This window comes from Kribbella deserti (assembly GCF_042434725.1).
Taxonomy (GTDB): Bacteria; Actinomycetota; Actinomycetes; order Propionibacteriales; family Kribbellaceae; genus Kribbella; species Kribbella deserti.
Genome location: NZ_JBHLTC010000006.1, coordinates 107,149 through 133,750, shown reverse-complemented (window position 1 = coordinate 133,750; position 26,602 = coordinate 107,149). Strand labels below are relative to the sequence as shown.

At 67.7% G+C, this 26,602-nt stretch carries 27 protein-coding genes and 1 pseudogene; 13 read left to right on the top strand and 15 right to left on the bottom strand.

The features are described from left to right. Positions 1–497 precede the first annotated feature (497 nt). From ACFFGN_RS06050 to ACFFGN_RS06040, 3 genes are all read right to left on the bottom strand, one after another. A complete protein-coding gene (locus ACFFGN_RS06050) occupies positions 498–1,259 on the bottom strand; it encodes a glucose 1-dehydrogenase (RefSeq protein WP_380044320.1) in 762 nt (253 codons plus the stop codon). Positions 1,260–1,346: 87 nt separating this feature from the next. Beyond that, positions 1,347–2,198 (bottom strand): helix-turn-helix transcriptional regulator, encoded by an 852-nt coding sequence (locus tag ACFFGN_RS06045; protein WP_380044319.1) that lies wholly within the window; start codon positions 2,196–2,198, stop codon positions 1,347–1,349. 21 nt (positions 2,199–2,219) lie between these two features. Next, a complete protein-coding gene (locus ACFFGN_RS06040; protein WP_380044318.1) occupies positions 2,220–2,747 on the bottom strand; it encodes a hypothetical protein in 528 nt (175 codons plus the stop codon). A gap of 310 nt (positions 2,748–3,057) precedes the next feature. Here ACFFGN_RS06040 and ACFFGN_RS06035 point away from each other — a divergent pair, with 310 nt between their 5' ends. From ACFFGN_RS06035 to ACFFGN_RS06025, 3 genes are all read left to right on the top strand, one after another. Beyond that, complete coding sequence (locus tag ACFFGN_RS06035) at positions 3,058–4,218, top strand: GDSL-type esterase/lipase family protein (protein WP_380044317.1); 1,161 nt, start codon at positions 3,058–3,060, stop codon at positions 4,216–4,218. 111 nt (positions 4,219–4,329) lie between these two features. Continuing rightward, entirely contained in the window at positions 4,330–5,175 is an 846-nt protein-coding gene (locus tag ACFFGN_RS06030; protein WP_380044316.1) for an MFS transporter, read from the top strand. Continuing rightward, positions 5,172–5,606 (top strand): hypothetical protein, encoded by a 435-nt coding sequence (locus ACFFGN_RS06025; protein ID WP_380044315.1) that lies wholly within the window; start codon positions 5,172–5,174, stop codon positions 5,604–5,606. The genes ACFFGN_RS06030 and ACFFGN_RS06025 overlap by 4 nt, the downstream gene beginning before the upstream one ends. A gap of 71 nt (positions 5,607–5,677) precedes the next feature. Here the strand turns inward: ACFFGN_RS06025 and ACFFGN_RS06020 are convergent, their stop codons facing one another. Then, positions 5,678–6,505, bottom strand: coding sequence for a histidinol-phosphatase HisJ family protein (locus ACFFGN_RS06020; RefSeq protein ID WP_380044314.1), 828 nt, complete (start codon positions 6,503–6,505; stop codon positions 5,678–5,680). A gap of 91 nt (positions 6,506–6,596) precedes the next feature. On the opposite strand from ACFFGN_RS06020, the pseudogene ACFFGN_RS06015 reads away from it, so the two are divergent. Together ACFFGN_RS06015 and ACFFGN_RS06010 are read left to right on the top strand one after the other, a co-directional pair. Then, positions 6,597–6,686 (top strand): annotated as a pseudogene (locus tag ACFFGN_RS06015) (VOC family protein); the annotation flags it as partial. Beyond that, entirely contained in the window at positions 6,659–6,865 is a 207-nt protein-coding gene (locus tag ACFFGN_RS06010) for a VOC family protein (RefSeq protein ID WP_380044548.1), read from the top strand. The pseudogene ACFFGN_RS06015 and the gene ACFFGN_RS06010, both read left to right, overlap by 28 nt. Before the next feature lie 36 nt (positions 6,866–6,901). Here ACFFGN_RS06010 and ACFFGN_RS06005 read toward each other — a convergent pair whose 3' ends face one another. Beyond that, complete coding sequence (locus ACFFGN_RS06005; protein ID WP_380044313.1) at positions 6,902–7,993, bottom strand: helix-turn-helix transcriptional regulator; 1,092 nt, start codon at positions 7,991–7,993, stop codon at positions 6,902–6,904. A 105-nt stretch (positions 7,994–8,098) separates the two neighbouring features. On the opposite strand from ACFFGN_RS06005, the gene ACFFGN_RS06000 reads away from it, so the two are divergent. From ACFFGN_RS06000 to ACFFGN_RS05985, 4 genes are all read left to right on the top strand, one after another. Next, positions 8,099–8,548 carry a cupin domain-containing protein gene (locus tag ACFFGN_RS06000; protein ID WP_380044312.1) on the top strand — a complete coding sequence of 150 codons (450 nt, stop codon included), beginning with the start codon at positions 8,099–8,101 and terminating at the stop codon, positions 8,546–8,548. Continuing rightward, the gene (locus tag ACFFGN_RS05995; protein ID WP_380044311.1) at positions 8,545–8,919 is read left to right on the top strand and encodes a DUF1304 family protein; all 375 of its coding nucleotides are present in this window, start codon (positions 8,545–8,547) and stop codon (positions 8,917–8,919) included. The genes ACFFGN_RS06000 and ACFFGN_RS05995 overlap by 4 nt, the downstream gene beginning before the upstream one ends. Before the next feature lie 759 nt (positions 8,920–9,678). Next, on the top strand, positions 9,679–9,999 hold the full coding sequence (locus ACFFGN_RS05990) for a MerR family transcriptional regulator (protein WP_380044310.1): 321 nt from the start codon (positions 9,679–9,681) through the stop codon (positions 9,997–9,999). Positions 10,000–10,567: 568 nt separating this feature from the next. Beyond that, positions 10,568–12,010 carry a tannase/feruloyl esterase family alpha/beta hydrolase gene (locus ACFFGN_RS05985; protein ID WP_380044309.1) on the top strand — a complete coding sequence of 481 codons (1,443 nt, stop codon included), beginning with the start codon at positions 10,568–10,570 and terminating at the stop codon, positions 12,008–12,010. 87 nt (positions 12,011–12,097) lie between these two features. On the opposite strand, the gene ACFFGN_RS05980 is transcribed toward ACFFGN_RS05985, so the two are convergent. Both ACFFGN_RS05980 and ACFFGN_RS05975 read right to left on the bottom strand, forming a co-directional pair. Beyond that, positions 12,098–13,516: a dihydrolipoyl dehydrogenase family protein gene (locus ACFFGN_RS05980; RefSeq protein WP_380044308.1), complete on the bottom strand. Its 1,419-nt coding sequence runs from the start codon at positions 13,514–13,516 to the stop codon at positions 12,098–12,100. 23 nt (positions 13,517–13,539) lie between these two features. Further along, positions 13,540–13,983: a VOC family protein gene (locus ACFFGN_RS05975; RefSeq protein WP_380044307.1), complete on the bottom strand. Its 444-nt coding sequence runs from the start codon at positions 13,981–13,983 to the stop codon at positions 13,540–13,542. 151 nt (positions 13,984–14,134) lie between these two features. On the opposite strand from ACFFGN_RS05975, the gene ACFFGN_RS05970 reads away from it, so the two are divergent. Beyond that, entirely contained in the window at positions 14,135–14,716 is a 582-nt protein-coding gene (locus ACFFGN_RS05970) for a TetR/AcrR family transcriptional regulator (RefSeq protein WP_380044306.1), read from the top strand. A 146-nt stretch (positions 14,717–14,862) separates the two neighbouring features. Here the strand turns inward: ACFFGN_RS05970 and ACFFGN_RS05965 are convergent, their stop codons facing one another. Together ACFFGN_RS05965 and ACFFGN_RS05960 are read right to left on the bottom strand one after the other, a co-directional pair. Then, positions 14,863–16,041 (bottom strand): MFS transporter, encoded by a 1,179-nt coding sequence (locus ACFFGN_RS05965; protein WP_380044305.1) that lies wholly within the window; start codon positions 16,039–16,041, stop codon positions 14,863–14,865. 105 nt (positions 16,042–16,146) lie between these two features. Next, positions 16,147–17,064, bottom strand: coding sequence for a LysR family transcriptional regulator (locus tag ACFFGN_RS05960; RefSeq protein WP_380044304.1), 918 nt, complete (start codon positions 17,062–17,064; stop codon positions 16,147–16,149). Positions 17,065–17,164: 100 nt separating this feature from the next. On the opposite strand from ACFFGN_RS05960, the gene ACFFGN_RS05955 reads away from it, so the two are divergent. From ACFFGN_RS05955 to ACFFGN_RS05945, 3 genes are read left to right on the top strand one after another with little or no spacing between them, the layout of a single operon-like run. Further along, a complete protein-coding gene (locus tag ACFFGN_RS05955) occupies positions 17,165–18,478 on the top strand; it encodes a D-arabinono-1,4-lactone oxidase (RefSeq protein ID WP_380044303.1) in 1,314 nt (437 codons plus the stop codon). Then, complete coding sequence (locus tag ACFFGN_RS05950) at positions 18,475–19,959, top strand: aldehyde dehydrogenase family protein (RefSeq protein WP_380044302.1); 1,485 nt, start codon at positions 18,475–18,477, stop codon at positions 19,957–19,959. The genes ACFFGN_RS05955 and ACFFGN_RS05950 overlap by 4 nt, the downstream gene beginning before the upstream one ends. 3 nt (positions 19,960–19,962) lie before the next feature. After that, positions 19,963–21,342: an amino acid deaminase/aldolase gene (locus tag ACFFGN_RS05945; protein WP_380044301.1), complete on the top strand. Its 1,380-nt coding sequence runs from the start codon at positions 19,963–19,965 to the stop codon at positions 21,340–21,342. A 16-nt stretch (positions 21,343–21,358) separates the two neighbouring features. Here ACFFGN_RS05945 and ACFFGN_RS05940 read toward each other — a convergent pair whose 3' ends face one another. From ACFFGN_RS05940 to ACFFGN_RS05915, 6 genes are all read right to left on the bottom strand, one after another. Further along, positions 21,359–21,925: a YdeI/OmpD-associated family protein gene (locus ACFFGN_RS05940; protein WP_380044300.1), complete on the bottom strand. Its 567-nt coding sequence runs from the start codon at positions 21,923–21,925 to the stop codon at positions 21,359–21,361. A gap of 1 nt (position 21,926) precedes the next feature. After that, positions 21,927–22,352: a VOC family protein gene (locus tag ACFFGN_RS05935; RefSeq protein ID WP_380044299.1), complete on the bottom strand. Its 426-nt coding sequence runs from the start codon at positions 22,350–22,352 to the stop codon at positions 21,927–21,929. Positions 22,353–22,876: 524 nt separating this feature from the next. Next, positions 22,877–23,401, bottom strand: coding sequence for a gamma carbonic anhydrase family protein (locus ACFFGN_RS05930; protein ID WP_380044298.1), 525 nt, complete (start codon positions 23,399–23,401; stop codon positions 22,877–22,879). Between the two features lie 21 nt (positions 23,402–23,422). Continuing rightward, on the bottom strand, positions 23,423–24,646 hold the full coding sequence (locus ACFFGN_RS05925; protein WP_380044297.1) for an MFS transporter: 1,224 nt from the start codon (positions 24,644–24,646) through the stop codon (positions 23,423–23,425). Continuing rightward, positions 24,647–26,014, bottom strand: a complete 1,368-nt coding sequence (locus ACFFGN_RS05920) for a GH1 family beta-glucosidase (RefSeq protein ID WP_380044296.1) — start codon at positions 26,012–26,014, stop codon at positions 24,647–24,649. Beyond that, positions 26,004–26,588 carry a YbjQ family protein gene (locus ACFFGN_RS05915; protein WP_380044295.1) on the bottom strand — a complete coding sequence of 195 codons (585 nt, stop codon included), beginning with the start codon at positions 26,586–26,588 and terminating at the stop codon, positions 26,004–26,006. Before ACFFGN_RS05915 ends, ACFFGN_RS05920 begins: the two co-directional genes overlap by 11 nt. Positions 26,589–26,602 lie beyond the last annotated feature (14 nt).

The following is a 26,602-nucleotide window of genomic DNA, read 5'->3' as shown; positions in this document are numbered from 1 at the left end:
CGCACGCACGGCTGGGTGCCGGGTTTGCGCGACTACCGGGTTTCGGGCTGACTACCGGGTTTTGGGGCGCCCGCTGCCGAGTTGTTTGACCCCTACCCGGTTGCAGCCGGGTAGTCGTACCAAAAGTCGGCAGTCAGCTCGTGTCGACCACCATCCCGGCCAACCACGCGGAGCCCCGCGGCACCCCTTGCGCGGAGCCCGCGGCACCCCTCTCGCGGAGCGTGCGGAACCCCTGCGCGGAGCGTGCGGAACCTCCCAAAACCCGGCCAGACCCACCCGTCCCCCTGATAGCTGCCGCCTTTGGTCGGTTCGGGCCGGGTCAAGGGCGCGCAGCGTCACCGCAGGTGATTCCCAACCCTTGACGCGGCCCGAACCGACCTGACAATCGCGACCACTCAGGGGGACGAGTGCCCACCACCGACCTGACAATCGCGACCACTCAGGGGGACGGGTGCCCACCAATGCCCACCGACCTCACTGAATCGAGGCTCAAGAAATCAAGCCGGAATCGCCGCAACCAGCCCACCATCGATGATCAAATCCTGCCCATTCACATACGACGCCTCACTCGAAGCGAGAAAGGCGACCGCGTTGGCGACATCCTCCGCAGTACCGAAGCGCCCCGCGACGACGGCCTCCAGCACGCCCGCATGCGCATCCACAGGAATCGCCTCATGGAACATCGGAGTCTCGATATACCCCGGGCTAACGGAATTCACCCGGATCCCCCGCGGCCCAAGCTCGGCCGCGAAAGTATGCGCCAGGTTATGCACAGCCGCCTTAGTCGCCGAGTAGAGCGCGCCCCCAGCCAGCCCGCGGTGCAACGTCCAAGACGCATTGATCACGATCGCCGCGTTATCCGCCAGCAGCGGCAAAGCCTTCTGAATCGTGAAATACACCCCCTTCACATTGATGCCGAACACGCGATCGAACTCCACCTCATCCACCTCGGCAGCCGGTCCGAACGTCGCCACGCCCGCATTGGCGAACACCACGTCGAGCCGCCCGTACCGGCTGTCAATCGCGGTCATCAGCTCGTCCAGCTCAACCACCCGGGCGACATCGCTGCGAACCGCAAAAACGCGGTCGCCGGCATTCAGCTCCTCCGCCGCGGCGTCCAGCCGGATCTTGTCGCGCCCGGTGATGACCACCTGCGCACCTTCGTCCAGCAGCCTGCGCGCGGCGGCCAGCCCCATGCCGCTCGTACCGCCGGTGATGAGCGCGATCTTGTTCTCGAATCGAGAGATGCTCTGTGTCATGAGGCCAAGCGTGCCGACTGAGCAGCGACCGAAACAGTGCGCACCTAACCTGTGAGTGCCACCACCAGGCTAGTGTCCTGAGTCGGATCAGGCTGATGTGGCGAGCCGGACCTGCGCCAATTGCTCAAGCCGGACAAGCGACTCCGTGCCCGGGCGAGGGTTGTACAGCTCCAGCCGCCAGTCCGGGCGGTCGGCAACCACCAGCGTCGTACGGTCGAAGATCAGATCGCCCACTTCGGGATGCTTGACCGCCTTCGTGGACTGGGAGTGGTCCCCCACATCGTGGCGCGCCCAGTGCGCAACGAACTCCGGGCTGATCGCGCTCAGCTCGCTGATCACCCGGGCGAATTCTGGATCGTCGGGAGCATGGGCCGCGTCGGCCCGGAACGCGGCGACCACGCCCGGGGCGATCGACGCCCACTCCGAGTGCATGACGCGGTACCGGGGATTGGTGAAGAACGAGACCAGGCAGTTGTGATCGGCGTCGTCGTACCCGAAGATCAGCCGGGCCGCGTCGTTGATGGCCAGCAGGTTCCAGTAGTTGTCCAGCAGCATGGCCGGCCGTGGCGACCACGCGTCGAGCAATTGCCGCAGCTCCGGCGTGACCGTCGCCTCTCGCGATACCGGGCGCGGCGGGTTGAGCCCGGCGAGTACGTACAAGTGGGAGCGCTCGGGGTCACTCAGCCGCAAGGCCCGGCTGATCGCGTCGAGCACCTCGGCGGAGACGTTGATGTCGCGCCCCTGCTCTAGCCAGGTGTACCAAGAGACACCCACCCCGGCCAGTACGGCGACCTCTTCCCGCCGTAGTCCCGGCGTACGGCGACGGCCGACCGTGGCCATGCCGACGTCCTCCGGCGTGAGCCGAGCCCGCCTGGATCGCAGGAAGTCCCGCAGCTCGTCGCGGCGGTGTTGCTTCGCGCTCAGGGGTTCACTGGCCATACGCCATGTTAACGAGCTGGTTCAGCCCTGAGCCGGTTGTTCATCAGCCGGCCGGATCGGATCGAGGTACGACAACAAGAGCTTGATCAGCAACACCGGAGTGAACCAAAAGACCGCCTCGGGCGCCGGCGCCACCGTAAGGCCGAGAACCGTGATGGCGAAGGCGGTCGGGCGATGCCCCTGCAAGACGAGTACGGCGCCACCGAGGGCGATCGCGTAGATCGCGAGGGCCGTCGTCCACGCGAACTCCGGAACGAGCAACGCCAGAACAAACGGCTGGACGTGCAACGCGACGAACAACAGGTGATTCCGCGCCGTCCGGCCCGGTGCCTGGTACTTGCGCTTGGCGGCCGAACTCGCGTTGACGACGGCCCCGCCGAACAAGTCGAACGCGACCACAGTGACGACGGCAACCGTCCACCACGGCCACTCCTGGCGAATCGCCAGTACGAGCGCCAGAGCCGCCCCCGCGACGGCAGAGCCGTAACTCACGAGCCGGTCGCTCATCGTCGCCCCCGGCGCGATCAGCACATCGTTGATCCCACCCATCTCGGCCCCTCCCAAACGTATTGAGCAGCGTGCTGCCGTCGCCAAGGCTAGACCCGCCTAGGAGCTCAGGCGGGCCGCCAGTTACTCAGAAACGGCATGAAGGGCGTCGAGCGCTCTTAGACCAGGACGCCTCCGCGTCGCGGGAGCGACGTGCAGCGCTTGCCGCCAGTACTTCCGGCTCTAGCTCGATCTGCATCGCGGAGTACCTACCAGGGTGCTCTCTCGTGTAGTCCCGGGAGGCGTTCGCGAAGGCGACTAGCGCGTCCTTACCGGCCCGGCCGGCCAGAGCTTGCCTCTATAGCCTGACGTTATGACCGACTGGATCACATCGCCCATCGAGCCATCTCTTCTGCGCGGCGCACTCGAGCTGGAATCCACCAAGTACGGCGTCCTGCCACACCGGTTGCCGGCGTGGGCCCGCGCGCAGGCGCCGGATGACCAGTTGGCCATGGCCGAGGCCCAGCCTTCCGGCGTACGACTGGTCTTTCGCACCCGGGCCACGGCGATCGAGCTGGACGCACTGCCGACGAGGATCGCCTATCGAGGCGCACCACCTCCGCCGGCCGGGTCGTACGATCTGGTCCTCGACGGCCAACTGGCCGGCCAGGCGAGTGTTGCCACCGGCAACGTTCACACCATCGACATCAGCACGCGAAGTACCAGCACCACAGCTGGCGAACCCGGCACCGCGAGCTTCACCGGACTACCGGATGACCTGAAGGACATCGAGATCTGGCTGCCGCATCGGGAGATCACGGAGCTGATCGCCCTGCGGACCAACGCCCCGATCGAGCCCGCTACCAACACCGGCCGCCGCGTGTGGCTGCACCACGGCAGTTCGATCAGCCACGGCTCCAACGCCGAAAGCCCCACCGGAACCTGGCCCGCGGTCACAGCCCGGCTTGCCGAGGTGGAGTTGATCAATCTGGGCTTCGGCGGCAGCGCTCTGCTCGATCCGTTCACCGCTCGCGCTCTGCGAGACACCCCCGCGGACCTGATCAGCCTGAAACTGGGCATCAACGTGGTCGGTGGCGACCTGATGCGGCTGCGCGCGTTCGGCCCGGCGGTGCACGGTTTTCTGCACACCATTCGCGAGGGCCGGCCCACCACCCCCTTGCTGGTCGTCTCGCCGATCTTCTGCCCGATCCACGAGGACACCCCAGGGCCGGGAGCCGCCGATTTCAGCGACGGCAAGGTTCGCTTCCTGGCTCTCGGCGATCCGGCGGAACGTGCGAGCGGCAAGCTCACCCTCAACGTGATCCGCGACGAGCTGTCGCGCATCGTCACGCAGCGAGCGGCCAACGACCCGAACCTGTATCACCTGGACGGACGCGCCATGTACGGCGAGGCGGACTTCGCCGACCTACCCTTGCCCGACCAGCTCCACCCGGACGCCGCCACCCATCGGCGCATGGGCGAGCGCTTCGCCGAGCTGGCCTTCGGCACTGACGGACCCTTCGCTCAGCTCTAACTCGGCTCGCGGTACCCACGCCGCCGCATATACCCCCTTCCGGTATATGCGGCGGCGTGCTACGTTCTGACCCTATTCATACCCCTAGGGGGTATCAAGAAGGGAACGGAAATGACTGTCACAGACACCGGAACGCGTGCCGGTACGCGGCGCTGGTGGGCGCTCGGCCTGATCGCCGCCGCTCAGTTCATGGTCATCATGGACACCTCGATCATTGGAGTCGCACTGCCGGAGATTCAGGCAGAGCTCGGCTTCACGCCACAGGACCTCTCGTGGGTGTTCAACGCCTACGTGGTCGCGTTCGGCGGACTGCTTCTGCTCGGCGGACGCCTGTCGGACCTGTTCGGCGCGCGCCGGATCTTCTCCACCGGCTGGCTCGTGCTGCTGGCCGGATCGGTGCTCGCCGGCGCGGCGAACGGGGTCGGCCTGGAACTCGCCGGCCGCGCGATCCAGGGCGTCGGCGCGGCCCTGATCGCACCGTCCGCGCTGACCCTGCTGATGATGTTGTTCGGCGCGGAGCCGAAGGAACTCACCAAAGCACTCGCCCTGTACGGCGCCGCCGCACCGGCCGGTGGTACGGCGGGCGTCTTCCTCGGCGGCGTGATCACCGAGTACGCCAGTTGGCCGTGGGTGTTCTACCTCAACGTGCCGATCGCCATCGCCGTACTGCTGGCCACCCCCGCGCTCATGCCGGCGGTCGAGTCCCGTCGCGGCAGCATCGACCTGGCCGGGGCGCTGACCGCCACGGGTGGCATCGGCGCCGCGGTCTATGCGATCGCTCGAGCGCCGGAGGCCGGTTGGGCCAGCGCCGAAACTCTGCTGACCGGGCTCGCGGCCGTCGTACTGCTGGTGATCTTTGTCGGCGTACAGGCCCGCCGGTCCGAACCGCTGATGCGGCTGGCGATCTTCCGCGCGCCGAACCTGGCCGCCGCCAACGTGGCACAACTACCGGCATGACCGTACTCACCGCCGGTCTGGCCGCGTTGTCGCTGATCCGCCCGGGTGGATCGTTCTGGACCGACGTACTGCCCGCCTCGCTGATCGCGGCCGCCGGTATGTCGCTCGCGTTCATCCCGGGCCTGGGTATCGCGCTGTCCTCGGCACGACCGGAGGAAGGTGGACTGGCCTCGGGCATCGTGAACACGAGCTACCAGATCGGTTCGGCGCTCGGCCTGGCCGCCATGACCGCTGTCGCCATGACCGCTGTCGCCGCGGCCGCCGGCGCCGACCGGCTCGGCGACAAGGTCGCGTTGACCAACGGATACTCGGCCGCCTTCCTCGGAGCCGCCGTCATCGCGGCCGTCGGCGCCGTACTGGCCGCCACCACACTGCAGTTCGGCCGGTCCACCGCCACGAAGGAGGCCGACGATGTGCTGACCACCAAGTGAGCGGACGATGTACTGACTACCAAGTGATCACCGACGGTGCCGGCCCACCAGAGGCCGGCGCCGGCATGTCCCTACCCGGCGATGATCCACGGACTCTCGGGCCGTACGTCGGGACGGAAGCCGTGACGCGCGGCCATCGCGCCGGCCTCGGCAAGACCGGTACCGAGCGCCTGCGGCAAGTGCGCGTCGCTACCGAAGGTCACCCGTTGCCCGCCTTCTTCACGCCACCAGGCCAGGATCGTCTCGTCGAGCGGCAACCGGGTGTTGATCTCCAGGGCGCGTTCACCACCGGCCAGTGCCTTGAGCGCGTACCGCAGTTCCTCTTCGAAGGCGTACGGATCGAACGGGCCAAGGTCATCCGGCCACGACCGCACCGGATAGTCGAGATGACCGAAGGTCTCGAACGCGTCGGACCCGGCCACCATCCGCGGGATCTCCGCGAGGTACGCCCGGAAGACCTCGTCCGCCGGGTACCGCGGGAACAGCTCCCACGGCTCCGCGAACTCGTCGCCGTCCGGAAGGCAGTGCAACGACCCGATCACCCGGTCAAAGGTGCCTTGGGCAAGCAAATCCGCGAGTTCCCCAACGTGGCGATGCGGCTGGCCGACCTCCATCCCGGTGAGGATCCGCAACTCGGGGTACTTCGCGCGGCACTTCTCGACCGACTCCAGGTAGCCCTCAACGTCGAGCATGGTCGGCCTGAGCGATCCGTCAGTGACCAGCCGCTCGAACTTCTCCACCAGGAACCCGGCCCGGAACGGCGCGAAGTCCACATGCTCGGTGAACGCGATCGACGGTAAGCCGAGCCCGATCGCCCGTGCGCACGTCGCGTCCATATCCCCCAGATCCGCGTCCCACGACCACTGACTGTGCACATGCCCATCCCCAGGAAGCCTCATCCCGCCAGTATTCCCGGCCACCGTCGCGTGCGCTCGACGTGACGGAGGGCGGCTGGCAGGGTGAAGCGGACGGATCAGAGGAGGCGCAACGATGGCTTTGCGGTGGTACTCGGTAGTGGTGGATTGCCAGGACGTCCGGCGGCAATCGGCCTGGTGGGCGGAGGCCCTGGACTGGCAGGTGATCTACGAGACGGACGACGAGTGCGTGATCGTGCCGTCCTGGGTCGACGAGCAGACCATGCGGGAGACGCCCTGGGAACGGATCGGGCCCAGGTCGGACAGCCCAACGACCCCTCTTGGACCGTGCTGGCCGACCCCGAAGGCAACGAGTTCTGCGTCCTGAGCTCCCGCAACTCCTGACGCGAACGCCGCTACTCCTGGCCGGGTTCGGCCGCCTCAGGCGTCGTGAGGGGTGGTCAGGTTGTCGGGGCGGAGGGTGGCGACGAGTTCACCACGGCTGCGTACGCCGACCTTGGTGAAGGTGGCCTTGAGGTGGTCCTGCACCGTGTGCGGGGAGATCGAGAGGCGGTCCGCGATCTGGCCGGTGCTGTGGCCCGAGATCACCTCGAGGCAGATCTCGCGCTCACGTGCGGTCAGCCCGTACGCCGTGAGCAGCATCGACATCAGCTGATGGCCGTTGGCGGACTCGATCGTCACCACGAGTTCTGGTTCGTCGGCGTCACTGATGAGCCGGCTGGCCTGCAGGATCGCCCAGCCGCCGGGCGCCTGCACACGCGCCTGAAACGTGCCCGACGCGGCTGCGAGCGCACCGGTGACGACAGCCCTCAGCAACACCAGGAACCGCCCGGGCGCCAGCTGATCCAGCTCGTCCTGCCAGGCGGAAGCGGCCGCGGTCAGCGCGCGCGGTTCGCCCTGCGGTCCCGTCACGACGATCGACGACCCGGGCGCGCCTCGGCTCCCGTGGGCGTTCGTCCGTACGGCGACCCGGGTCGCGGCCGCGATCACCGGGGACACCGCGCCGAGGAACTCCACCTCGCGATCGGTGAACTCGGCCGTGTCGCGCACCCATCCGGCCGCACCCCAGCACGAGCCGTCCACGGTGAACGCCGCCCGGACCTCCTGGTCGAGCCCGAGCGGACGCCATACCTCGTTGAGCCGGCGATGTCCGACGACCTCCCGGTACGGCAGATCCGACAACCGGGCCACCGGGAACGGCCGGCGCGCAAGCTGGGCGAAGGAGTTCGGCTCGGTGCCGGCGTACTCGGTCTCGGCCAGGCGTGGTTCGTACTCGGGCGGGATCCGGTTCCGGCCGCTGACCATCGAGCTGATCACCAGGGTTTCCGGGTCGATCGCGGCCCAGCAGGTCAGCTCACAGGCGATGACCCGCTCGACGATCGCGATGGCGGCCGCGTGTAAGTCGGCGACGCCCAGCCCGGACGTCGCGAGCGCCGCGATCTCACGCCGCGCGGTTCGCGCCCGGCCCTCCCACATGAGGCCAGTGTGCGCCGGGTTCCGCGCCTTGGCCATCCCAGAAATCTGGGATTCGCCGAGCCGATCGGCCCCCCTCCGGCCGGGATGGTTCACGTCTCGCCAGATTCCTAGCTTGAGCTGAAGTCAACCTGGGAGGTCCACATGACAGAGTGCGTGAGCTTCAGCCCGCCCGGCACCGGCGCGGAGTACGTCGCGCCCGACGCCACGATCACGGTCAAAGTCGGCGGCGAACACACCGGCGCGCAGTACGAGCTCTTCGAAGTCGACGCGCCCCGCGGCCCAGCCGGCCCGCCCCACCAAGAGGCGTGGAGCAAGGCGTACTACGTACTGCAGGGGCGCATGCTCGTCCACCTCGGCGACAAGGGGTACGACCTCGGGCCGGGGTCCTCGATCACGATTCCGGCCGGGACCACCAACACGTTCTCGGTGCTCACCCCGTCGGCCAAGTTCCTCGCGATCAGCCTCACCGACGGCATGGGCCGGTTCTTCGCCGACCTGGACAGCGTGCCCGACGGCGATTTCGAGGCATTGCGCGCGGTGATCGGCCGCCATGGCGTGACGCTGACCGAGCCGTCAGAGCAGCCGTCATGAGTACGGCGGCGCAGGTGCTGGCGGTCGCCATCGGGGTGATGCTCGTCGCGGTGTTCGTGATGGAGGCCTTTCTCTATCGCAACCCGCGGCTCTATCCGATGTTCCTGATCGAGCCGCACGAGTACGAGGCGGTGCGGATGTGGACCGTGAACGTGGGCTTCTACAACCTGACCACGGCCGTCGCGATGTTCGCCGGAGTCGCGCTGGCTCGCGGCGACCACCTGCCGCAAGGGGAAGCGCTCGTCGTGTTCACGGCGGCGCAGCACGTTTTCCTGGCGTTCGTCCTGCTGGCGACCCGGCCCAAGCTCTGGCTCAACTCGGTGCTGGAGGGGGTGCCGGCCGCCGTACTGCTTGCGTTGGTCCTCTTCTGAGGGGCGATTCACGCACAGATTGATACTGCGCGGTCGCCGAGAGTATCTCTTCCGGCGGCGGAGGAAAATCTATGCTGGCGAGATTAGACATTGCTCGACAGGGGCGCTAGTATTTCTGTTGTTGCCAGAGATGAACAGCACAAGCTGACGCGGACAGCCGACGACTGTCCTAGCGGTACCGCAGTTAGTAGTTCGTAGTAGAAGTTTTGTAGTCGCAGTTCTGTAGTTGCGTTCCGTAGTTTGCAGTAGAAGTTCAGCAGTCCTAGTTCCGTAGTCGCAGTTTGCAGTTGCAGTACGTAAGTGCAGTAAGCAGTTGGTAAGTGCAGTTGCAGTACGAAGTGGTTGTTTGTAGTTGAACTAGTGGTTGGCAAGACGGCAGGCCCGCTGGAGCCGAGCAGTGAAAGGGCTCCAGCGGCTGCCCAGGCCCGTTTGACTTAACCGACGGGCGAGCAAGTGAACAAGCAGTACCGCAGTAGCAGTGAACGCACGAAAGAAGGAGAGGATTACATCATCGGATCGCCCGCCACGGCTGGTTTTCGCCGGCGGGTACCGCAGTCCCATCGAGATTGGCAGGTGGTCTTCGGTTACGCATTCAAGCGATCCCCGCAGGGCCCGCCACACGTCAGTGGCAGCTCGCGGATGAGAAGCCGGCCTTACGGTCGGTAGATGGTGAAAATCCAAACCCGGGCCCCGGCGCACCTGCGCCGGGGCCCCTCGGCATGAATGCGTTGGACCGGCACCCGACAGATGGAGGTATCGATGATCTCAGGCCAAGAGCCCGAGGCTGCCCATTTCGATGATGAGGACTATCCCGCTTACACGATGGGACGGGCCGCCGAGATGCTCGGCACCACGCCCGGATTCCTGCGCAGTCTCGACGAGGCGAAACTGATCCAGCCGCAGCGGTCGGAGGGTGGCCACCGCCGCTACTCCCGTTACCAGCTCCGCCTGGCGGCCCGCGCCCGCGAACTGGTCGACCAGGGCACCGCGCTCGACGCGGCCTGCCGGATCATCGCCCTCGAAGACCAACTGGCCGAGGCCCTCCGCCTCAACGCCGAACTCCGTGAGCAGAACCAGTAGCCAACTCCACCAACTTCTCGCCAACCACGCCTCGCCATGCCCTGTGCTCGCGAGGCGCACGCATGCCCGGGCCCTTCCTCTTGGCTCGTCCGGGCCGTTCTCCCCATGCCGGCGCCCAGGCCTTCTCCTATGCCTCGCTGAGTCCTTCCGCCAGGCCTCGTTCGCGCTCCTTCCGCCAGGCCTCGTTCGCGCTCCTTGTGCCATGCCTCGTTCGCTCCTTCTGCCGCGCCTCGTCCGGTCCTGCTGCCAGCTTTGCGGCGGGTGCTGACGGGAAGGTGCCATGGCAGGAAGTGCCGACCGGAATTGTCGGTGGCCGCGTCTAGGGTCTTTCTGTCGGCTCAGTCTCCGCCCAGACCCCGGGAGAAGCATGAAACGCCTGTCACACATGGTGGTCGCCGTTGCATCACTCACCACCCTTGTTGTTCCTCTTCAGGCCTCCGCCGTCAGCGGCTCCACGCTGCCCGGGCAATCCGGTGCAGGTGCTGTTTCCGGGCAAGGTGGTGCTGGGCAGGCCACGACTTGTGCTGTCGTGCCCAAGCCGTCCGTGCCAGGGGCGAAGGTGCTCTCGGTGACCGCGGTGGCCAAACCCGGTGGCGAGGTCGCCTATCCACCTGAGTGGGGCATTCCACCGGTCAAGGACGTGCCGCCGTTCTGCCAGGTCCAGGTGACGCTGACCCATCCCGGCGCCGGCGACAACGTCTGGATCCGGTTGTGGCTGCCCGCGACCGGGTGGAACGGCCGCTTCCAGGCGACCGGCGGTGGCGGTTTCTCGATGCATCAGGGCGATCCCGCGCTGGCCGTCGCGATCAAGGAGGGTTATGCGGCCGCCTCGACCGACGGTGGGGTCGGATTCGATTTCGAGAACCCGTCGAGCTGGGCATTGACCACCAAGGGCCAGGTCAACCGCGAACTGCTGAAGAACTTCGCCTACCGGTCCCTGCACGATCTCGCCGTCGCGGGCAAAGCGGTCACCAAGGCCCACTACGGCAAGGCTCCTGCCTACTCGTACTGGAACGGCTGCTCAACCGGCGGCCGCCAAGGCATGATGAACGTGCAGCGGTTCCCCAACGACTACGACGGCGTCAACGCAGCCGCCCCGGCGATCAACTGGAGCCGATTCGTGATGGCGGATCTCTGGCCACAGGTGGTTATGAATACCGAGCGCGTCTATCCGAGCGCGTGCGAGTTCGAGGCGTTCCGCCAGGCCGCGATCAAGAAGTGCGATCCGAACGACGGCCTGGTCGACGGCATCGTCCGTGAGCCCGGCGAGTGCTGGTTCGACCCGAGCACCCTGATCGGCAAGCAGGTCGAGTGCAAGGGCCAGACATTCACCATCACCCGCGCCGAGGTGAACGTCGTTCGCAAGATCTGGGGTGGCGCCAAGACCTGGTACGGCGCACAGCTGTGGCCCGGCTTCGATCCGAGCACGGACTTCACCGCCACCGCGAGCACGACCACCCACCCGGACGGTACGACGACCGCTGGGCCCGCGTTCCAGATCTCCGAGAACTGGGTCAAGTACTTCCTCAAGCGGGACCCGTCGTTCGACATCAAGACCATCGGGTATCGCGAGTTCGAGCGGCTGTTCCGCCAGTCCTACCGTGAGTACAACGACATCATCGGCACGGAGGACGCCGACCTGACCGCCTTCCGCAACGCCGGCGGCAAGGTCCTCACCTGGCACGGCACGGAGGACTCGCTGATCCACTACGCCGGCACGATCAACTACCGCGAGCGGGTCGAACGGCGTATGGGCGGCGCGGCCAAGGTGGACCGGTTCTACCGGGTCTTCCTCGCGCCGGGCGCCGAGCACTGCGGACCGGCCGCCGGGGCAGCGCCGATCGATGCGATGGCCCCGCTCGTCGACTGGGTGGAGCAGGGCAAGGCGCCGGAAACGATCGCGGCGGCCACGTTCACCGGCGCCACTCGCGACCTTTGCCGCTATCCACTGAAGTCGTACTACAACGGCACCGGCGATCCGAAGCAGGCCAGCAGCTACACCTGCCGCTGACACGGTTCCGGCCCACCACCAACCGCGGTGGTGGGCCGGAACTCATCGCCCTCGCCGCCCAACGGCCAAACTAGGCGGCACGAACTATCAGGGGCGGCCGTAGGTTTCGAGTAGGCGGAGCCAGATCTCGCTGACGGTCGGATAGGCCGGTACGGCGTGCCAGAGCCGGTCGATCGGCACCTCGCCAACAACCGCCACGGTTGCCGCCTGCAACAGGTCACCCACCTCGGGCCCGGCGAAGGTGACGCCGAGAAGAACCTTGCGCTGCTCGTCGACGACCATCCGGGCCGTGCCCTTGTACCCGTCGAGCCGCACGCTTGCCCCGGCCACGTTGCCGATCTCGTAGTCCACCACGCGTACGTCGTACCCGGCGTCCTTGGCGGCCTTGGCCGTCAGCCCGACCGATGCGACCTCCGGCTCGGTGAAGGTGACCTGCGGAACGGCCTGGTGATCGGCCGTAGCCACATGCGCGCCCCACGGCTGATCCGCGACCGGCTTGCCCGCGGCGCGAGCGGCGATGACATCCCCGGCGGCCCGCGCCTGGTACTTGCCCTGGTGGGTAAGCAGCGCCCGATGCGTCACATCGCCCGTCGCGTACAACCAATCGAAACCCTTGACCAGCAAGGTGTCATCGGTTTCCAGCCAGCTACCGGGCTTGAGTCCGATCGAGTCCAGCCCGACGTCCTGGGTTCGCGGCGTACGGCCCGTGGCGACGAGGACTTGCTCGGCGGTGATGGTCGAGCCGTCGCCGAGTTCGATCTCGACCGCATCGCCGTTCCGGGTCACCCGGGTGGTCTCGGTGTCGAGCAGAACGGTCGCGCCCTGTTCACGCAGGGCCTCGGTGACCAGGTCACCGGCGAACGGTTCCAGGTTCGCGAGCAACCGCCCGCGCGAGATCAGCGTGACCTCCGTACCGAAGGCCGCGTAGACGGTCGCCATCTCACTCGCGACGACGCCACCGCCGATGATGGCAAGACTCGCGGGCACGGTCTGGGCGCTCGTCGCCTCCCGGCTCGTCCACGGCGATGCCTCGTGCAGCCCGGGGATGTCCGGAATCAGCGAGTCGGAACCAGTCGACACCACGACAGCGTGCCGCGCGGTCAACGTCGTCACCGAGCCGTCCTCGGCGGTGACGGCGACCTGCTTCGGCCCGGTGAGGCGTCCGTGGCCCCGCACCAGCGCGATGCCGGCGCTGTCGAGCCAGCTGACCTGGCCGGCGTCGTCCCAGTTCGAGGTGAAGGAGTCCCGACGCTTCAGCACGGCCTGAACGTCGAGCTTGCCGGCCACCGCCTCGGCCGCACCCGGAACTCGCTGGGCCTGGCGAAGCACCTGCGCCGAGCGGAGCAAAGCCTTCGACGGCATGCACGCCCAGTACGAGCACTCGCCGCCGACCAGCTCGCTCTCCACGATGACCGCGGTGAGGCCACCCTGTACCGCGCGATCGGCCACGTTCTCGCCGACGGCGCCGCCGCCCAGCACGATGACGTCGTACTCGGTCCCTGCCATGTGAACTCCTTTTCGGTGGTGGATCAGCGGCCGGGCGCGCGGGTGACAACTTCCTGAACGGTCCAGCCGTTGCCGTCAGGGTCGCTGAAGGACAGATAAGAACCGTAGTCCGCCCGATCCGGATGCGGGCCGTCCACCCGGTTCGCCGTACCGGCGTGGTGGAAAACGCCGTCGGCGTCGTGCCAGATCTCGCTGACTTCGGCGCCCCGGGCCAGCAGCTCCTTGCGCGCCGCTTCGATATCCGCGACGACCAGGTGCAGGCCCTGCGCGGAGCCGGGCTCCCCCGCGGACACCCCAGTGCCGAAGATGATCGACGCTTCCGAACCAGGCGGCGTCACCTGCACGACCCGGAACCCATCCTTACCAGGGAAGTCCGCATCCAGACGGAAGCCGAGCTGCTGGTAGAAGGCCTTGGCCCGGTCGACGTCGGCGACCGGAATGACGAGTACTTCGAGCTTCATGTCCATGCGTTGCTCCTGATCGGCTTGATCGGAGCGCGGCCTCGGCTGCACCCCGGTCCCGATGGTGAGGGACAAGCCCTTCCGCCCAGATAGATGATGCTTATAATCTAACTCGCGAGATCAGTGCACACAACCTCCACGATTCGAAGGCGGGCAAATGAGCAGAGCCTCACAGGCCGACGCGGCCAAACACCGCGAGCAGGTGGTCACCGCGACCTCGGAACTGCTCCGCGAGCGCGGCGCGGCCGGCATGAGCGTGGGAGACGTGATGAGCTCGGCCGGGCTGACTCACGGCGGCTTCTACAAGCACTTCGGTTCGAAAGACGAGCTGCTGGGCGTTGCGACGGCGGCAGCCTTCGCCGAACTCGTTGACTCCCTGGTGAGGCTGAACCAGACGACGGATCCGCTTCCGGGCCTACTCACCGACTACCTGTCGAAGACACATCGGGATACGCCCGGCACCGGATGCGTCAACACTGGGCTCGCGGCCGACGCAGCTCGCGCGGGAGCGGACAGCCCAATGCGCCAGGCGTACGCCGAAGGTTTGAGCGCCGCCATCGAGCAGATCACCGAGCTGCACGACCCGGCCACGCGCGGCCAGGACGAGGCACGGCGTCGCGGCATCGAGTACCTCGCCACCATGGTCGGCGCCCTCACCCTCGCCCGCGCCTCAGCCGGTGCACCCATCTCCGACGAAATCCTCAAGACCGTGCACACCGCCCTGACCAACCGCCTCTGACCGTGCTGACGTGAAGCCAGCGAGTCTCCCCTCCGACAACGCGACACCACGTATGTCCGCCCGGCCTGCCCATCCCGGTCAGCTCGTCCGCCCGCAACCAACCGCCACCGCGAACGGCCTACACGGGCACGGCTGCTGGGATCGGATCAGGTGTCGACTGGCACCGGCGGACGCATGGCAGCGACGGCGGGGCGCAGCGACCAGGCGCCGGGTACGGCGATCAGGGCGACCGCGGCCAGCGTGATGAACGCCGTGAACGGGTGGTGCACGAGCAACCCGGTCAGGATCGCCACGAGCAGGCCACCGGCGTTGCCCGCGAGCCAGATCAGGCCCGCGGCAGTGCCCTCGGCCTCGCCCGTACGGCGTTCGACCAGCTCGAGCACGATCGGCAGCGACGGCAGCAGCAGGAAGCCGATCGCCGCGAGCGCGACGAACCCGGACACCGTGCCGGGAATCACCGCGAGCACGAGACAGCCCACCGCCGTGAGCACCAGCGCGGTCGTGAGCAGCCGGACCTCCACCCGATGACGAACCACCAGGATCGGGATGACCGCGCAACCGATCACCCCGGCGACGACGTTCAGCAGCAGGATCGTGCTGGCCACACCGCCACTGACGCCGGACGGTTCGAGCAGCGCCTGGGAGAACGTGGTCAACGCGACAAAAACCCCGAACGGGAAGACCACCAGCAGACACAACTTCCGGATGAACCGGTCGTTCCAGGTGGTCCGGAGCGCGCCGCGCACGATCGAGCCGCGATGCTCGCCTTCGTTGCGTAGGGCAACCAACAAGATGACGGCGGCAACCACCGCAAAGGCGGCGCTGAGAATCAGCAGCAGCTGGAGCTGATCCCCGCGCGGCAGGATCGCCGAGAGCACGAACGCGATCACCATGCCCGCGAAGGTGCTCGCCGTACCGACGGCGATACCGGTCGGGCGATCCTGCTCGGGCAGGTACCGGCCACTGATACCGGTGATCGCGTTCAGCACGAGCGGCTGCGCGACCGCGACGACGAGTTGCCCCGCCAGCAGCCAGCCGTAGCCGTCGCCGCCCAGGCGAATGATCGCGCCCAAAGCGGTGAGTACGGCGCCCGTGCCCAGGCCCGCCCGGAACCAGCGGTCCAGGATCAGCCCGGCCGGAATCGACAGCACGATGTAGAGCAGCGGAAAGACCTGAGCGAGCCAGCCGATCGCAGTTTCGGACACCGCGTAGTGTCCGGCGGCCACTGTCGTCACGCCCGCGAAGTTGAGCCAGAGCACCTGGGTGGCGGCGCTGACCAGGGCGAACGCCGCGATCACCGGCCAGCGGCTACGCGTGGCTGTCATCTGTGTCCCTCATCCCAGGCACGGTAGGGAGCGACAGCGCCTTCGGGAAACAGCGAAACGGCAACCGATTCACAACGATCGGTTGTCAGACCTCGGGCCGCCGGTTCAAAACGGTTGCTCGATCGCCGCCACCAGCTCCGGCTCTGCCGCCCGCACGGCCCGGGCGGTCGCAAGAAAGTCGTCCACCAGCGGCGTTCGGTGCCGCCAGCCGATCGTCAGCGCCGATCCCGGCACGCCGTCGATCGGCAGGTACCGGACCCGCGGATGCTGGGTGTACCGCGCGGCACTCGCGCACGTGACCGAGCAGGCCAGGCCCGACGCGACGATCTCCAGCTCCTCGGTCTGCGAGCTGGTCTCGCGCACCACCTTTGCCGGTACGCCGTCGCGATAGTCCTCCAGCGTCCAGAACGACCGCCAGACCTGGTCGTTCGACCGGCCGATGGCGAGCGGCTCGGCCAGGATCTCCGGTACGCCGACCCGGGCGCGGGTGGCGAACCGGTGCCCGGCCGGAACCATCAGCACCAGCGGTTCGACGAACAGCGGTTCGAAGTCGATGCCCTTGGCCTGGATCGGCGCGCGGATCAACGCCACATCCGACGAGTCGTCGGCCAGCCCCGCGGACGGATCGGCGAACCCGTACTCCCGGAGGTCGAGGCGCACGCCCGGGAAGCGTTCGGCGTACTGGCTGATGATCGGGGCGGTCAGTTCGAGCGCGGCGCCGATCATGAAGCCGAGCCGCAACGCGCCGGCCGCGCGGCGCCCGGTCCGCTGGGCCGCCAGGACTCCGGCGTCCAGCCTGGTCAGCAGATCCCGCGCGGTTTCGAGGAAGACCTCGCCGGCCGGGGTCAGCTCGACCGTGCGAGTAGTGCGGTGCAACAGCTCGACGCCGAGATCCTGCTCGAGTTCGCGGACCTGTTTGCTGAGGGCCTGCTGGGCGACGTACAGCCTCGCGGCAGCCCGGCTGAAGTGGAGCTCCTCGGCGACCGCGACAAAATACCTGAGTTTGCGGGTGGACACGTCCACAACAAAAGATTGTAGATCCGCGCTGAACCCGGTGTTTCCTTTGCCGGTGCGCCGTTGCCTACCGTGGTGCCACCGATACGCGCGGCAGCGAGGGAGCCTGATGAACGACACCAGCTGGGCGAACTGGAGCGGTCACGTGCAGGGCCACCCCGCCGAAGTGCGCAGCCCCGCCAGTACGGCGGACGTGGTCGCCGCGGTCACGGCCGCCACCGATCGCGGCCAGCGGGTGAAACCGATCGGCTCGCGCCACTCGTTCACGGCGATCGGCGTCACCGACGGCGTACAGCTGCGGCTGGATCGCCTCGACCAGGTCCTCTCGATCGACACCGCCTCCGGCCTCGTCACGGTCCAAGGTGGCATCCAGATCCGCCGGCTGAACGAGATCCTCGCCGAGCACGGGCTCGCCCTGGAGAACATGGGCGATATCGACCAGCAGACCATCACCGGCGCCATCTCCACCGGCACCCACGGAACGGGCGCACGGTTCGGCAGTATCGCCACCCAGGTCCGCGGGCTGGAGCTCGTACTGGCCAACGGTTCGATCGTGACCTGTTCCGCGAACGAGCGGCCCGCGTTGTTCAGCGCGGCCCGAGTCGGACTAGGCGCCCTCGGCATCATCACCGCAGTCACCTTGCAATGCGTGCCTTCTTTCGCACTTGATTGCGTCGAGCAACCAATGCCACTGGACGAAACCCTCGATCGTCTAGACGAACTTGTCGACGGCAGCGATCACTTCGAGTTCTTCTGGTTCCCGCACACCTCGACCGCTTTGACAAAAAGCCAGACCCGGCTGCCGGGCGACACGGCACTGAATCGGCTCAGCCCAATGCGAAGCTGGTTCGACGACGACTTCGTGGTCAACGTCGGATACGAGGCGCTGCTGCGCGTCGGCACCGCCTTCCCCCGGGCCATCCCCGCCATCACGAAGCTGGTGAGCGGTTCGCTGTCCTCCCGGAAGTACACGGACCTCTCGCACCGGGTCTTTCCCTCGCGCCGGGACGTCCGCTTCAACGAGGGCGAGTACGCCGTACCGCGGGCGGCGTTGCCGGAACTGCTGCGGCAGATCCGGCGCTGGGTGACGGTTTCGGGTGAGCGGGTCTCGTTCCCGCTGGAGATCCGGTTCGTGGCCGGGGACGACATTCCGCTCGCGCCCACGTACCAGCGCGACTCGGCCTATATCGCGTTCCACCAGTACCACCGGTTGCCGTACCAGCGATACTTCGATGCGGTGGAGGACCTCTTCGCCGACGTGGGCGGCCGCCCGCACTGGGGCAAGATGCATCGCCTCGGCGCGAAGGAACTGCGCGACCGGTATCCGCTGTTCGACGAGTTTGTTGCCCTGCGCGACGAACTTGATCCGTCCGGGGTGTTCGGCAACGACTACCTCACCAAGGTGTTGGGAGACCCGTCATGACCGCGATCGCGCTCGACTCCGACGTACTGGAATCACGGAATCCGGCCACGGGAGAACTGCTCGCGACGTACCCCGTCGACGACGCGGCCAGCGTGCAGACTGCGGTCGACCGGGCCCGCGAGGCGTCCGAGTGGTGGCGTGACCTCGGCTTCGACGGGCGCAGGAGCCGGTTGCAGACCTGGAAGCATACGCTCGTCCGGCGCATCGACGACCTCGCTCAGATCATGCACGACGAGACCGGCAAGCCGTTCGACGACGCCCGGCTCGAGGCCGTGCTGGCGATCGACCATCTCGGCTGGGCCGCCAAGCACGCCGCGAAGGTGCTCGGCCCGCGCCGGGTTCCCTCCGGGCTGGTCGGTATCAACCTGGCCGCCTCGGTGGAGTACCAGCCGCTCGGCGTGGTGGGCGTGATCGGGCCATGGAACTACCCGGTGCTGACGCCGATGGGCTCGATCGCGTATGCCCTTGCCGCAGGCAACAGCGTGGTCTACAAACCGAGCGAGCACTCGCCGGGCGTCGGGGTATGGCTGGCGGACACGTTCGCCGAGGCGGTGCCGGAACTGCCGGTCTTCCAGGTGATCACCGGCTTCGGCGCGACCGGCGCCGCGTTGTGCCGCTCGGGTGTTGGCAAGCTCGGGTTCACCGGTTCCACCGCCACGGGCAAGAAGGTGATGGCCGCCTGCGCGGAGACGTTGACCCCGGTACTGATCGAGGCCGGTGGCAAGGATGCGGCGATTGTGGCGGCGGACGCCGATCTCGACGCCGCGGCGGACGCGATCGCGTTTGGTGCCATGGGCAACGCCGGGCAGACCTGCGTCGGGATCGAGCGCGCGTACGTCGAAAGCGCCGTGTTCGACTCGTTCGTCGAGAAGGTCAAGGTCATTGCCGAAGGCATCCAGGTCGGTGCCGACGCACAACTCGGGCCGATCACGATGCCCGGGCAACTACCGATCATCCAGCGCCACATCGAGGACGCGCTGGCCCGGGGCGGCCGGGCCGTCGTCGGTGGGCCCGAGTCGGTTCAAGCGCCGTACGTGCATCCCGTCGTCCTGGTCGACGTACCGGAGGACAGCGAGGCGGTGCGCGAGGAGACGTTCGGCCCGACCCTGACGATCACCCGGGTGGCGTCGCTGGACGAAGCGGTGAACCTGGCCAACGCGGGTCGCTACGGCCTCGGCTCGGCGATCTTCAGCCGCAGCCGGAAGAACGCGATGGAGCTGGCCCGCCGGCTGCGTACGGGTATGACCTCGATCAACGGGGTTCAGTCGTTCGCGATGGTGCCGTCGCTGCCGTTCGGCGGCACGGGCGATTCCGGCTTCGGGCGGATCCACGGGCCGGACGGGCTCAAGGAGTTCACCCGGCCGAAGGCGGTTGCCCGGCAGCGGTTCAAGCCGCCGGCGAACTTGCTGACCTTCACCCGTACCGCGAAGGACGTGACCAGCACGATGAAACTCCTTCGCCTGTTGCACGGCAAGGGCTGACTCGTGCGCCAGCCGTACGCGCGCCCCGCCGGATTCCACGACCTGGCCCGGGCCACCGCGCACCTCGAACCGCCGTTCGCCGTCATCGATCTCGTCGCCCTGCGAGCGAACGCGGCCGACCTGGTCCGGCGTGGCGGCGGCAAGCCGATCCGCGTCGCGAGCAAGTCGGTGCGGTGCCGGTCGATCCTCAGCTCGGTGCTCGAAATGCCTGGTTTTGCAGGGATTCTGGCGTATACGTTGCCCGAGGCACTTTGGCTGGCGGACGAATTCGACGACATCGTGGTGGGCTATCCGACGGCCGATCGCGACGCGCTGAAGCAGCTCGCGGGTGATCCCGTCCGGGCCGCGCGCGTCACGTTGATGATCGACTCGGTGGACCACCTGGACTACATCGAGTCGGCGACCGGACCGCTCGAACCAGGCACGCTGCGCATCTGCATCGACCTCGACGCCTCGCTCGAACTCCTCGACGGCTTGGTCCACCTCGGCGCGTACCGCTCCCCCATCCGCGAAGCCGCGGCAGCCGTCGCGTTGGCCGAAGCGGTTCAGGCCCGGCCGGGATTCCGCCTGGTCGGCCTGATGGCGTACGAGGGCCAGATCGCGGGTGTCGGCGACAACGCCCCCGGCTCGGTCGTACGCCGAACCATGGTGCGGGCCATGCAACGAACCTCCCGCGCGGAGCTCGCGAACCGCCGCGCCGCCATCGTGTCCGCCGTGCGGGAAGTCGCTCCGCTCGAGTTCGTCAACGGCGGCGGCACCGGCAGTCTCGAAACCACCTCGGCCGAAGACGCCATCACCGAAACGGCTGCCGGCTCAGGTCTCTACGGCCCGGCGCTGTTCGATACCTACCGGAACTTCCAGCCCCGCCCGGCGGCGTTCTTCGTCCTCCCAGTCGTACGCCGCCCCGGCCCGGGCATCGCGACCGTCCTAGGCGGCGGCTGGATCGCCTCCGGCCCCGCAGGCAAGGACCGCCTACCAACCCCGTCCTGGCCAACCGGCCTCACCCTCACCGCCGCGGAAGGCGCCGGCGAGGTCCAAACCCCACTCGTCGGCGCGGCCGCGAACGGGTTGTCCATCGGCTCGCGAGTCTGGTTCCGCCATACAAAGGCAGGCGAACTCTGCGAACACGTCGACACCCTCCACCTAGCCGAAGGCCCCACCCTCACCACCACCACCCCCACCTACCGCGGCACCCTCCCCCCCCTTCCTCTAGCCCACCCCGCCCCCGCCCCCGGCGTGTCATCGGACGCCTGTGACGCGGCGTGTCGCGGTTCATCGGACGCTTGTTACCAGGCGTGTCGCGATTCGTCGGACCCTTCTGACCAATTCGCGGCGCGTCATCGGACGCTTGGTGACCGTCCGCTGGCGAGCGTCAGATTGTGATGCTCGCCGGCCGAGCTCAGCGGTGGTTGGCGCGGATGTTGGCGGCGGCCAACTCAACGGTCTGGTCGATGCGGCGCTGCCGGGTCTCGGCCTTCTTCGCCCCGGCGATCCACTCGAGGATGAGCCGCTTCGACGACGGCGGGAACTTCTCGAAGTTCTCGCGGGCAACCGGATTCTGGTCGAGCAGGCTGTTCAAGGCTGCCGCGGTCTCGTCGTCGGGCTTGACCTCCCAGGTGCCTTTCGCCTGGGCGAGGTCGATCATCGCCTGCCCACGCGGCGTCATCAGGCCTTGCCCGGTCATCCGGGCCGCGCGCTCACGATTCACCGCGCTCCAGGTACTACGGGGACTGCGCGGGCTGAATCGAAGCAGCGAACTCTCGCCGTCGTTGCTGCGCGCGTGGCTGTCGATCCACCCGAAGCACAGCGCGTGCTCGATCGCCTCGTGGTACCGGACGCTCGGCGTACCGCTGTCCTTGTGGTAGATCACCAGCCACACTTCCTGAGCCGTCTCGCCGTATTCTGCGAGCCAGTTCCGCCACTCGGCGGTGGTCGGGGCGGCGAAGGTCTCCATCAGCGCCGGCATGTCATTCACCGGTCCGGGACTTCAGGATGTCCAGGTAGTGCTCGTTGTACATCACGCCGAGCACGTTGCCGAACGGGTCGACCACCGACGCGGTGACAAAGCCCGGACCATGCTCGGTCGGCTTCCCGTGCTCCGTCGCACCCAGGTCGAGCAGGCGCTGGAACGCGGCCTCAACATCGTCGACCGCCCAGTACATCGCAACACCCTTGCCCGCGTCGGCCGGGTCCACCGGACCGCCCGGGTGGTACCGGCTGTCGAGGATGCCGAGCTCGTGCTGGTAGTCGCCGATCCGGAACTCGACGTACGCCGGCTGACCGCCGAACGACTTCTCGAAGTACGGCCCCACCCCCAGCACCTCGCTGTACCAGGCCACGGCGGCCGAAACGTCGGAGGCGAAGTAGTTGATGGTGGTGAATCCTCGCAACATGGTGCCTGTCCTTCTCTCGATCAGCTGTTAAGACCATCTTCTCGCCCAAAGTGCTCACCAACTGAGCACTTTTCCAAATGACCTCAAACCTTCTTCCCTCACACCCGTAAGCCCTTGCCACACGCCAATCCCAACCCACGATCGGACGCAAGATGCGATCCACGCGCTCAACACCCAGCCGACGGTCGGACCCGAAATGCGGTCCGCTGCGCCCGACCCGGTCCACCGTTGGGCGGGCCCGTACGCGTGCATGAACCGCATTCCGGGTCCGACCGTCGGCTGGGAGGTGGCAGTGGATCGTATTTCGGGTCCGACCGTCGGCAGGAATCTCGCGGGCGCGCCCGCATTTCGGGTCCGACCGTGGAGGGGTTGAACGCGGCGGATCGTATTTCGGGTCCGACCGTGGGAAGGCGGCGGGGGCGGCGGGCACGCGGCGGGGCGGCGGGCGCGGCGGGCGCGGCGGGCGCGGCGGGCGCGGCGGGGACGCGACTTGGGCGGGGTGGGGGTGGGGGTGGGGGTGGGGGTCAGGGGAGTTGGCGGATTGTGGTGGCGTGGCGGGTGGCTAGGTCGCGGTAGACGGCGGGGTTGTGGTCGACGAAGAGTTTGGCGTTGCCTTCGAGGGGGACGAACTTCTTGGCCGGGCTGCCCATTGCGATGGTTTCCGGCGGTACGACGGTGCCGGGGGTGACGGTGGCGCCGGCGGCGATGAAGGCGCGTTTGCCGATCTGGGCGCCGTCGAGAACGGTCGCGCCGTTGCCGATCAGGGCCTGCTCGCCGACGGTGCAGTCGTGTACGAGGCACAGGTGGCCGACCGTGGCGAGGCGGCCCACCTCGCAGGTGTGACCGAAGGCGGTGTGCAGGACGGAGTTATCCTGGATGTTCGCGCCTTCGCGCACGATGATCCGGCCGTGGTCGGCCCGCAGGACGGCGCCGTACCAGATCGAGGCGCCCTTCTCGACGGTCACGTCGCCGATCAGGGTGGCGGTGGGTGCGACAAAGGCCTCGGGATGCACGGTCGGGCTGACACCTTCGAACTCAAACAGCGGCATGGCCCCACCTTACGAAACGTGTCATGCCACCGACTGGATCTTGCCGACGAGTACGGCGCCGAGGAGCGTCACGGCGGCAGCCAACGCGTACAGCACCGGGTATCCCCCGAGCGTCGCGACGACCGGAGCCGCGATGGCCGGGGCGATCACCTGCGGCAAGGAGTTCGCGATGTTGACCACGCCCAGGTCCTTCGCGCGGTCGCGGGCACTCGGCAACACCTCGGTGAGCAAGGCGAAGTCCACCGACAGGTACACCCCGAAGCCGGCGCCGAGAATAACCGCGCCGGTCAACGCGCCCGGCCACGTCGGCCACACCGCGAGGATGAGCGTCGCGACCGCCATCACCATGCCCGCGCCGATAACGAAGACCTTGCGGCGGGCCAATCGGTCCGACCAGGCGCCGGACACCACCGCGGTACCGACCACGCACAGGCTGTACACCGCGGTGAGCATCAGTACGCCGGTATCAGGATTGTGATACCTGACGGCATCCTGGAGGTAGAAAAACAAATAGAGCGTGCCCAGCCCGTTGCCGAGGTTCATCAGGAACCGCGTCAACCAGGCCCAGCCGAAATCCGGATGCTGCGTCGGGCTGATCCAGAACGCCTTCAGGCTGAACGCCGGCCGCTCCCCGACCGGCAGGCGTTGATCCGCGCTCACCAGCAGATACGGAACCACCGACAGCAACAGGAAGACCGCGCAGGCGACGTACCCGGCGGTGATTCCACCGATGGCCGTCGCGAGGCCGACGCCGACGAGCGCGCCGAGGGTCTGCGCCAAGGCGACCCAACCGCCGACCACCCCGCGCTGGAGCTTCGGCACCCGGTCCGGTACGGCGGCGGTGATTGCCGCCAGCAACGCGTTGCAGAACAGTTGTACCAGGCACCAACCGAGCAGCATCCACGCCACCCGGCCCGCGCCCGCCAACACCAGCAGGCCGATCGCACCACCGACGGCACCACCCAGCACCCACGGCACCCGGCGGCCGAACCGCGAGCCGGTCCGGTCGGAAAGCGCACCAAACAAGGGATTCGCGGCAACGGACACGGCGGCGCCGATCCCGGTGACCAATCCGAAGACGGCCTCCTTGTTGCCCGGCGCAACCGCCTCGGACTGCTTGGCCAGCAACACCTGGATCGGCCCGAGCCAGGCCGCGAACACCCCGACGTTCGCAAGTACGACGGCCGTGGTCCAACCGCGCCCGACCGGAACGACCGGCTCCGCGAGCGCCACCTCGGTACGCATCTACCGGGCGATCAGATCGCGATACCAGCGGTACGACGCCTTCGGCGTGCGGACCAGGGTCTCGAAGTCGACATGAACCAGCCCGAACCGCTGCGAATAGCCCGCGGCCCATTCGAAGTTGTCCAGCAAGGACCACTGGAAGTAGCCGCGTACGTCGATGCCCTCGGCAACCACCTCGGCGAGCGAACGCAGATACCCGTCCAAAAACTCGATCCGGCGCTGATCGTCCACCACGCCGTTCGATCCCGGGCCGTCGTTGATCGCGCACCCGTTCTCGGTGATGTAGATCGGCGGCAACCGATCGCCGTACCGCTGCTGGAACGTGCGCAGGATCTCCCCGAACGCCTCGGGCACAACCGGCCAGCCGAAGTCCGTCTTCGGATAGCCCTCGAGCTCGCGCGGCTCGAACGGCAACCCCGAGGGGATCTCGATTCCGTCCGACGCGGCGGTATCGGCCTGGCCGATCGCGGCGCCGATCCGGGCCGGCGAGTAGTGGTTGATGCCGTACCAGTCGATCGGCGTACCGATGACAGCAAGATCCTCGGCCACCGGCCCGGGCATCGCCGCCGCGAGGTCGTCGTTCGGATAACGCCCGAGCAGGACCGGGTCGGCAAAGAGCCAATTGAACAAGGTGTCGTAGACCGCGGCGGCGCCCTGGTCCTCAGCGGAATCACTCGCGGGCCAAGTCGGCGCATGGTTGCTGGCGATACCGATATTGCCTGCGCCGCCCGCGCGCAGCGCCTGCACGGCTTTGCCGTGGGCAAGCAACTGGTGATGGGCCACGGGCAACGACTCGAACATCAACTGCTTGCCCGGGGCATGCGCTCCGACGCCGTACGCGAACAGCGTCAGTACAACCGGCTCGTTCAGCGTGATCCACTGTGGCACGCGATCACCGAAACGCTCCGCGAGGATCGACGCGTACTCGGCGAACCGGTCGGTGATGTCCCGGTTGAGCCAGCCGCCTTCGTCCTCGAGCGCCTGCGGAGTGTCCCAGTGATACAACGTCGGCACCGGTTTGATGCCCTGGGCAAGCAGTTCGTCGATCAGCCGGTCGTAGAAGGCGAGGCCCTCCGCGTTGGCCGGACCCTTGCCGGCCGGCTGGATCCGCGGCCACGCGAAGGAGAACCGGTAGGCGCCGACGCCCAGGTCCTTCATCAGCGCGACGTCCTCGGCGTACCGGTGGTAGTGGTCGCAGGCGACCGCGCCGGTATCGCCGTTCAGGATTCGGCCCGGCTCCGCACAGAACGTGTCCCAGGTCGAAGGACCGCGGCCGCCCTCGGTGACCCCGCCCTCGATCTGGTACGCCGAGGTGGAGACACCCCAGAGGAAGTCCGGCCCGAACCCCGTCGGCTGATCAACTGTCATCGCTGTCCTCACTTGCTCGGGCCGGCTCCGGCCGCGGCTTGTCCTGCGGCCGCGGCGACTCCGCCGGCCGCACGATCACCGCCGTACCGTAGGCGGCGACCTCGCTCATCGTCTGGGCAATCTCGTTACAGTCGAACCGCATCGCCAAGATGGCGTTCGCGCCCATCTGCTGGGCCATCAGGCACATCCGCATCACCGCGACGTGCCGCGATTCGGCCAGCATCTGGGTGTACTCCGGTACCTCGCCACCGCCGAGCGACCGGAACCCCGCGGTGAAGTTCGATCCGAAGTCGCGACTGCGCACGGTCAGCCCGAACACCTCGCCGAAAACGGTCTCCACCCCGAACCCCGGCAGATCGTTCATCGTCGACACCAGCACCGGGTACGGCGACCCGGGCGGCGCGACGTGCGGCACCTGCGGCCGCGCATAACCACCCGGCTGCTGATACCCGCCCTGCTGCGCATGACCGCCTGGCTGCTGATACCCGACCTGCTGCGCGTGCGGGCCTGGCTGCGGATAGCCGCCCGCCGGCGGATAGGGCTGGTTCGGATTCGGTGGGAAGTTCTGAGTCATGGCGGTCATCTTCG

Excerpts from the sequence above, each read along its gene's own strand:
- ACFFGN_RS06045 (WP_380044319.1), bottom strand. The coding sequence starts at position 2,198 with ATGGCCAGTGAACCCCTGAGCGCGAAGCAACACCGCCGCGACGAGCTG.
- ACFFGN_RS05955 (WP_380044303.1), top strand. The coding sequence starts at position 17,165 with ATGAACGACACCAGCTGGGCGAACTGGAGCGGTCACGTGCAGGGCCAC.
- ACFFGN_RS05930 (WP_380044298.1), bottom strand. The coding sequence starts at position 23,401 with ATGCCGCTGTTTGAGTTCGAAGGTGTCAGCCCGACCGTGCATCCCGAG.
- ACFFGN_RS06030 (WP_380044316.1), top strand. The coding sequence starts at position 4,330 with ATGACTGTCACAGACACCGGAACGCGTGCCGGTACGCGGCGCTGGTGG.
- ACFFGN_RS06020 (WP_380044314.1), bottom strand. The coding sequence starts at position 6,505 with ATGAGGCTTCCTGGGGATGGGCATGTGCACAGTCAGTGGTCGTGGGAC.
- ACFFGN_RS05920 (WP_380044296.1), bottom strand. The coding sequence starts at position 26,014 with ATGACAGTTGATCAGCCGACGGGGTTCGGGCCGGACTTCCTCTGGGGT.
- ACFFGN_RS05925 (WP_380044297.1), bottom strand. The coding sequence starts at position 24,646 with ATGCGTACCGAGGTGGCGCTCGCGGAGCCGGTCGTTCCGGTCGGGCGC.
- ACFFGN_RS05990 (WP_380044310.1), top strand. The coding sequence starts at position 9,679 with ATGATCTCAGGCCAAGAGCCCGAGGCTGCCCATTTCGATGATGAGGAC.
- ACFFGN_RS06025 (WP_380044315.1), top strand. The coding sequence starts at position 5,172 with ATGACCGTACTCACCGCCGGTCTGGCCGCGTTGTCGCTGATCCGCCCG.
- ACFFGN_RS05965 (WP_380044305.1), bottom strand. The coding sequence starts at position 16,041 with ATGACAGCCACGCGTAGCCGCTGGCCGGTGATCGCGGCGTTCGCCCTG.
- ACFFGN_RS05935 (WP_380044299.1), bottom strand. The coding sequence starts at position 22,352 with ATGTTGCGAGGATTCACCACCATCAACTACTTCGCCTCCGACGTTTCG.
- ACFFGN_RS05915 (WP_380044295.1), bottom strand. The coding sequence starts at position 26,588 with ATGACTCAGAACTTCCCACCGAATCCGAACCAGCCCTATCCGCCGGCG.
- ACFFGN_RS06035 (WP_380044317.1), top strand. The coding sequence starts at position 3,058 with ATGACCGACTGGATCACATCGCCCATCGAGCCATCTCTTCTGCGCGGC.
- ACFFGN_RS05950 (WP_380044302.1), top strand. The coding sequence starts at position 18,475 with ATGACCGCGATCGCGCTCGACTCCGACGTACTGGAATCACGGAATCCG.
- ACFFGN_RS05980 (WP_380044308.1), bottom strand. The coding sequence starts at position 13,516 with ATGGCAGGGACCGAGTACGACGTCATCGTGCTGGGCGGCGGCGCCGTC.
- ACFFGN_RS06040 (WP_380044318.1), bottom strand. The coding sequence starts at position 2,747 with ATGGGTGGGATCAACGATGTGCTGATCGCGCCGGGGGCGACGATGAGC.
- ACFFGN_RS05995 (WP_380044311.1), top strand. The coding sequence starts at position 8,545 with ATGAGTACGGCGGCGCAGGTGCTGGCGGTCGCCATCGGGGTGATGCTC.
- ACFFGN_RS06000 (WP_380044312.1), top strand. The coding sequence starts at position 8,099 with ATGACAGAGTGCGTGAGCTTCAGCCCGCCCGGCACCGGCGCGGAGTAC.
- ACFFGN_RS05975 (WP_380044307.1), bottom strand. The coding sequence starts at position 13,983 with ATGGACATGAAGCTCGAAGTACTCGTCATTCCGGTCGCCGACGTCGAC.
- ACFFGN_RS05970 (WP_380044306.1), top strand. The coding sequence starts at position 14,135 with ATGAGCAGAGCCTCACAGGCCGACGCGGCCAAACACCGCGAGCAGGTG.
- ACFFGN_RS06050 (WP_380044320.1), bottom strand. The coding sequence starts at position 1,259 with ATGACACAGAGCATCTCTCGATTCGAGAACAAGATCGCGCTCATCACC.
- ACFFGN_RS05940 (WP_380044300.1), bottom strand. The coding sequence starts at position 21,925 with ATGCCGGCGCTGATGGAGACCTTCGCCGCCCCGACCACCGCCGAGTGG.
- ACFFGN_RS06005 (WP_380044313.1), bottom strand. The coding sequence starts at position 7,993 with ATGGCCAAGGCGCGGAACCCGGCGCACACTGGCCTCATGTGGGAGGGC.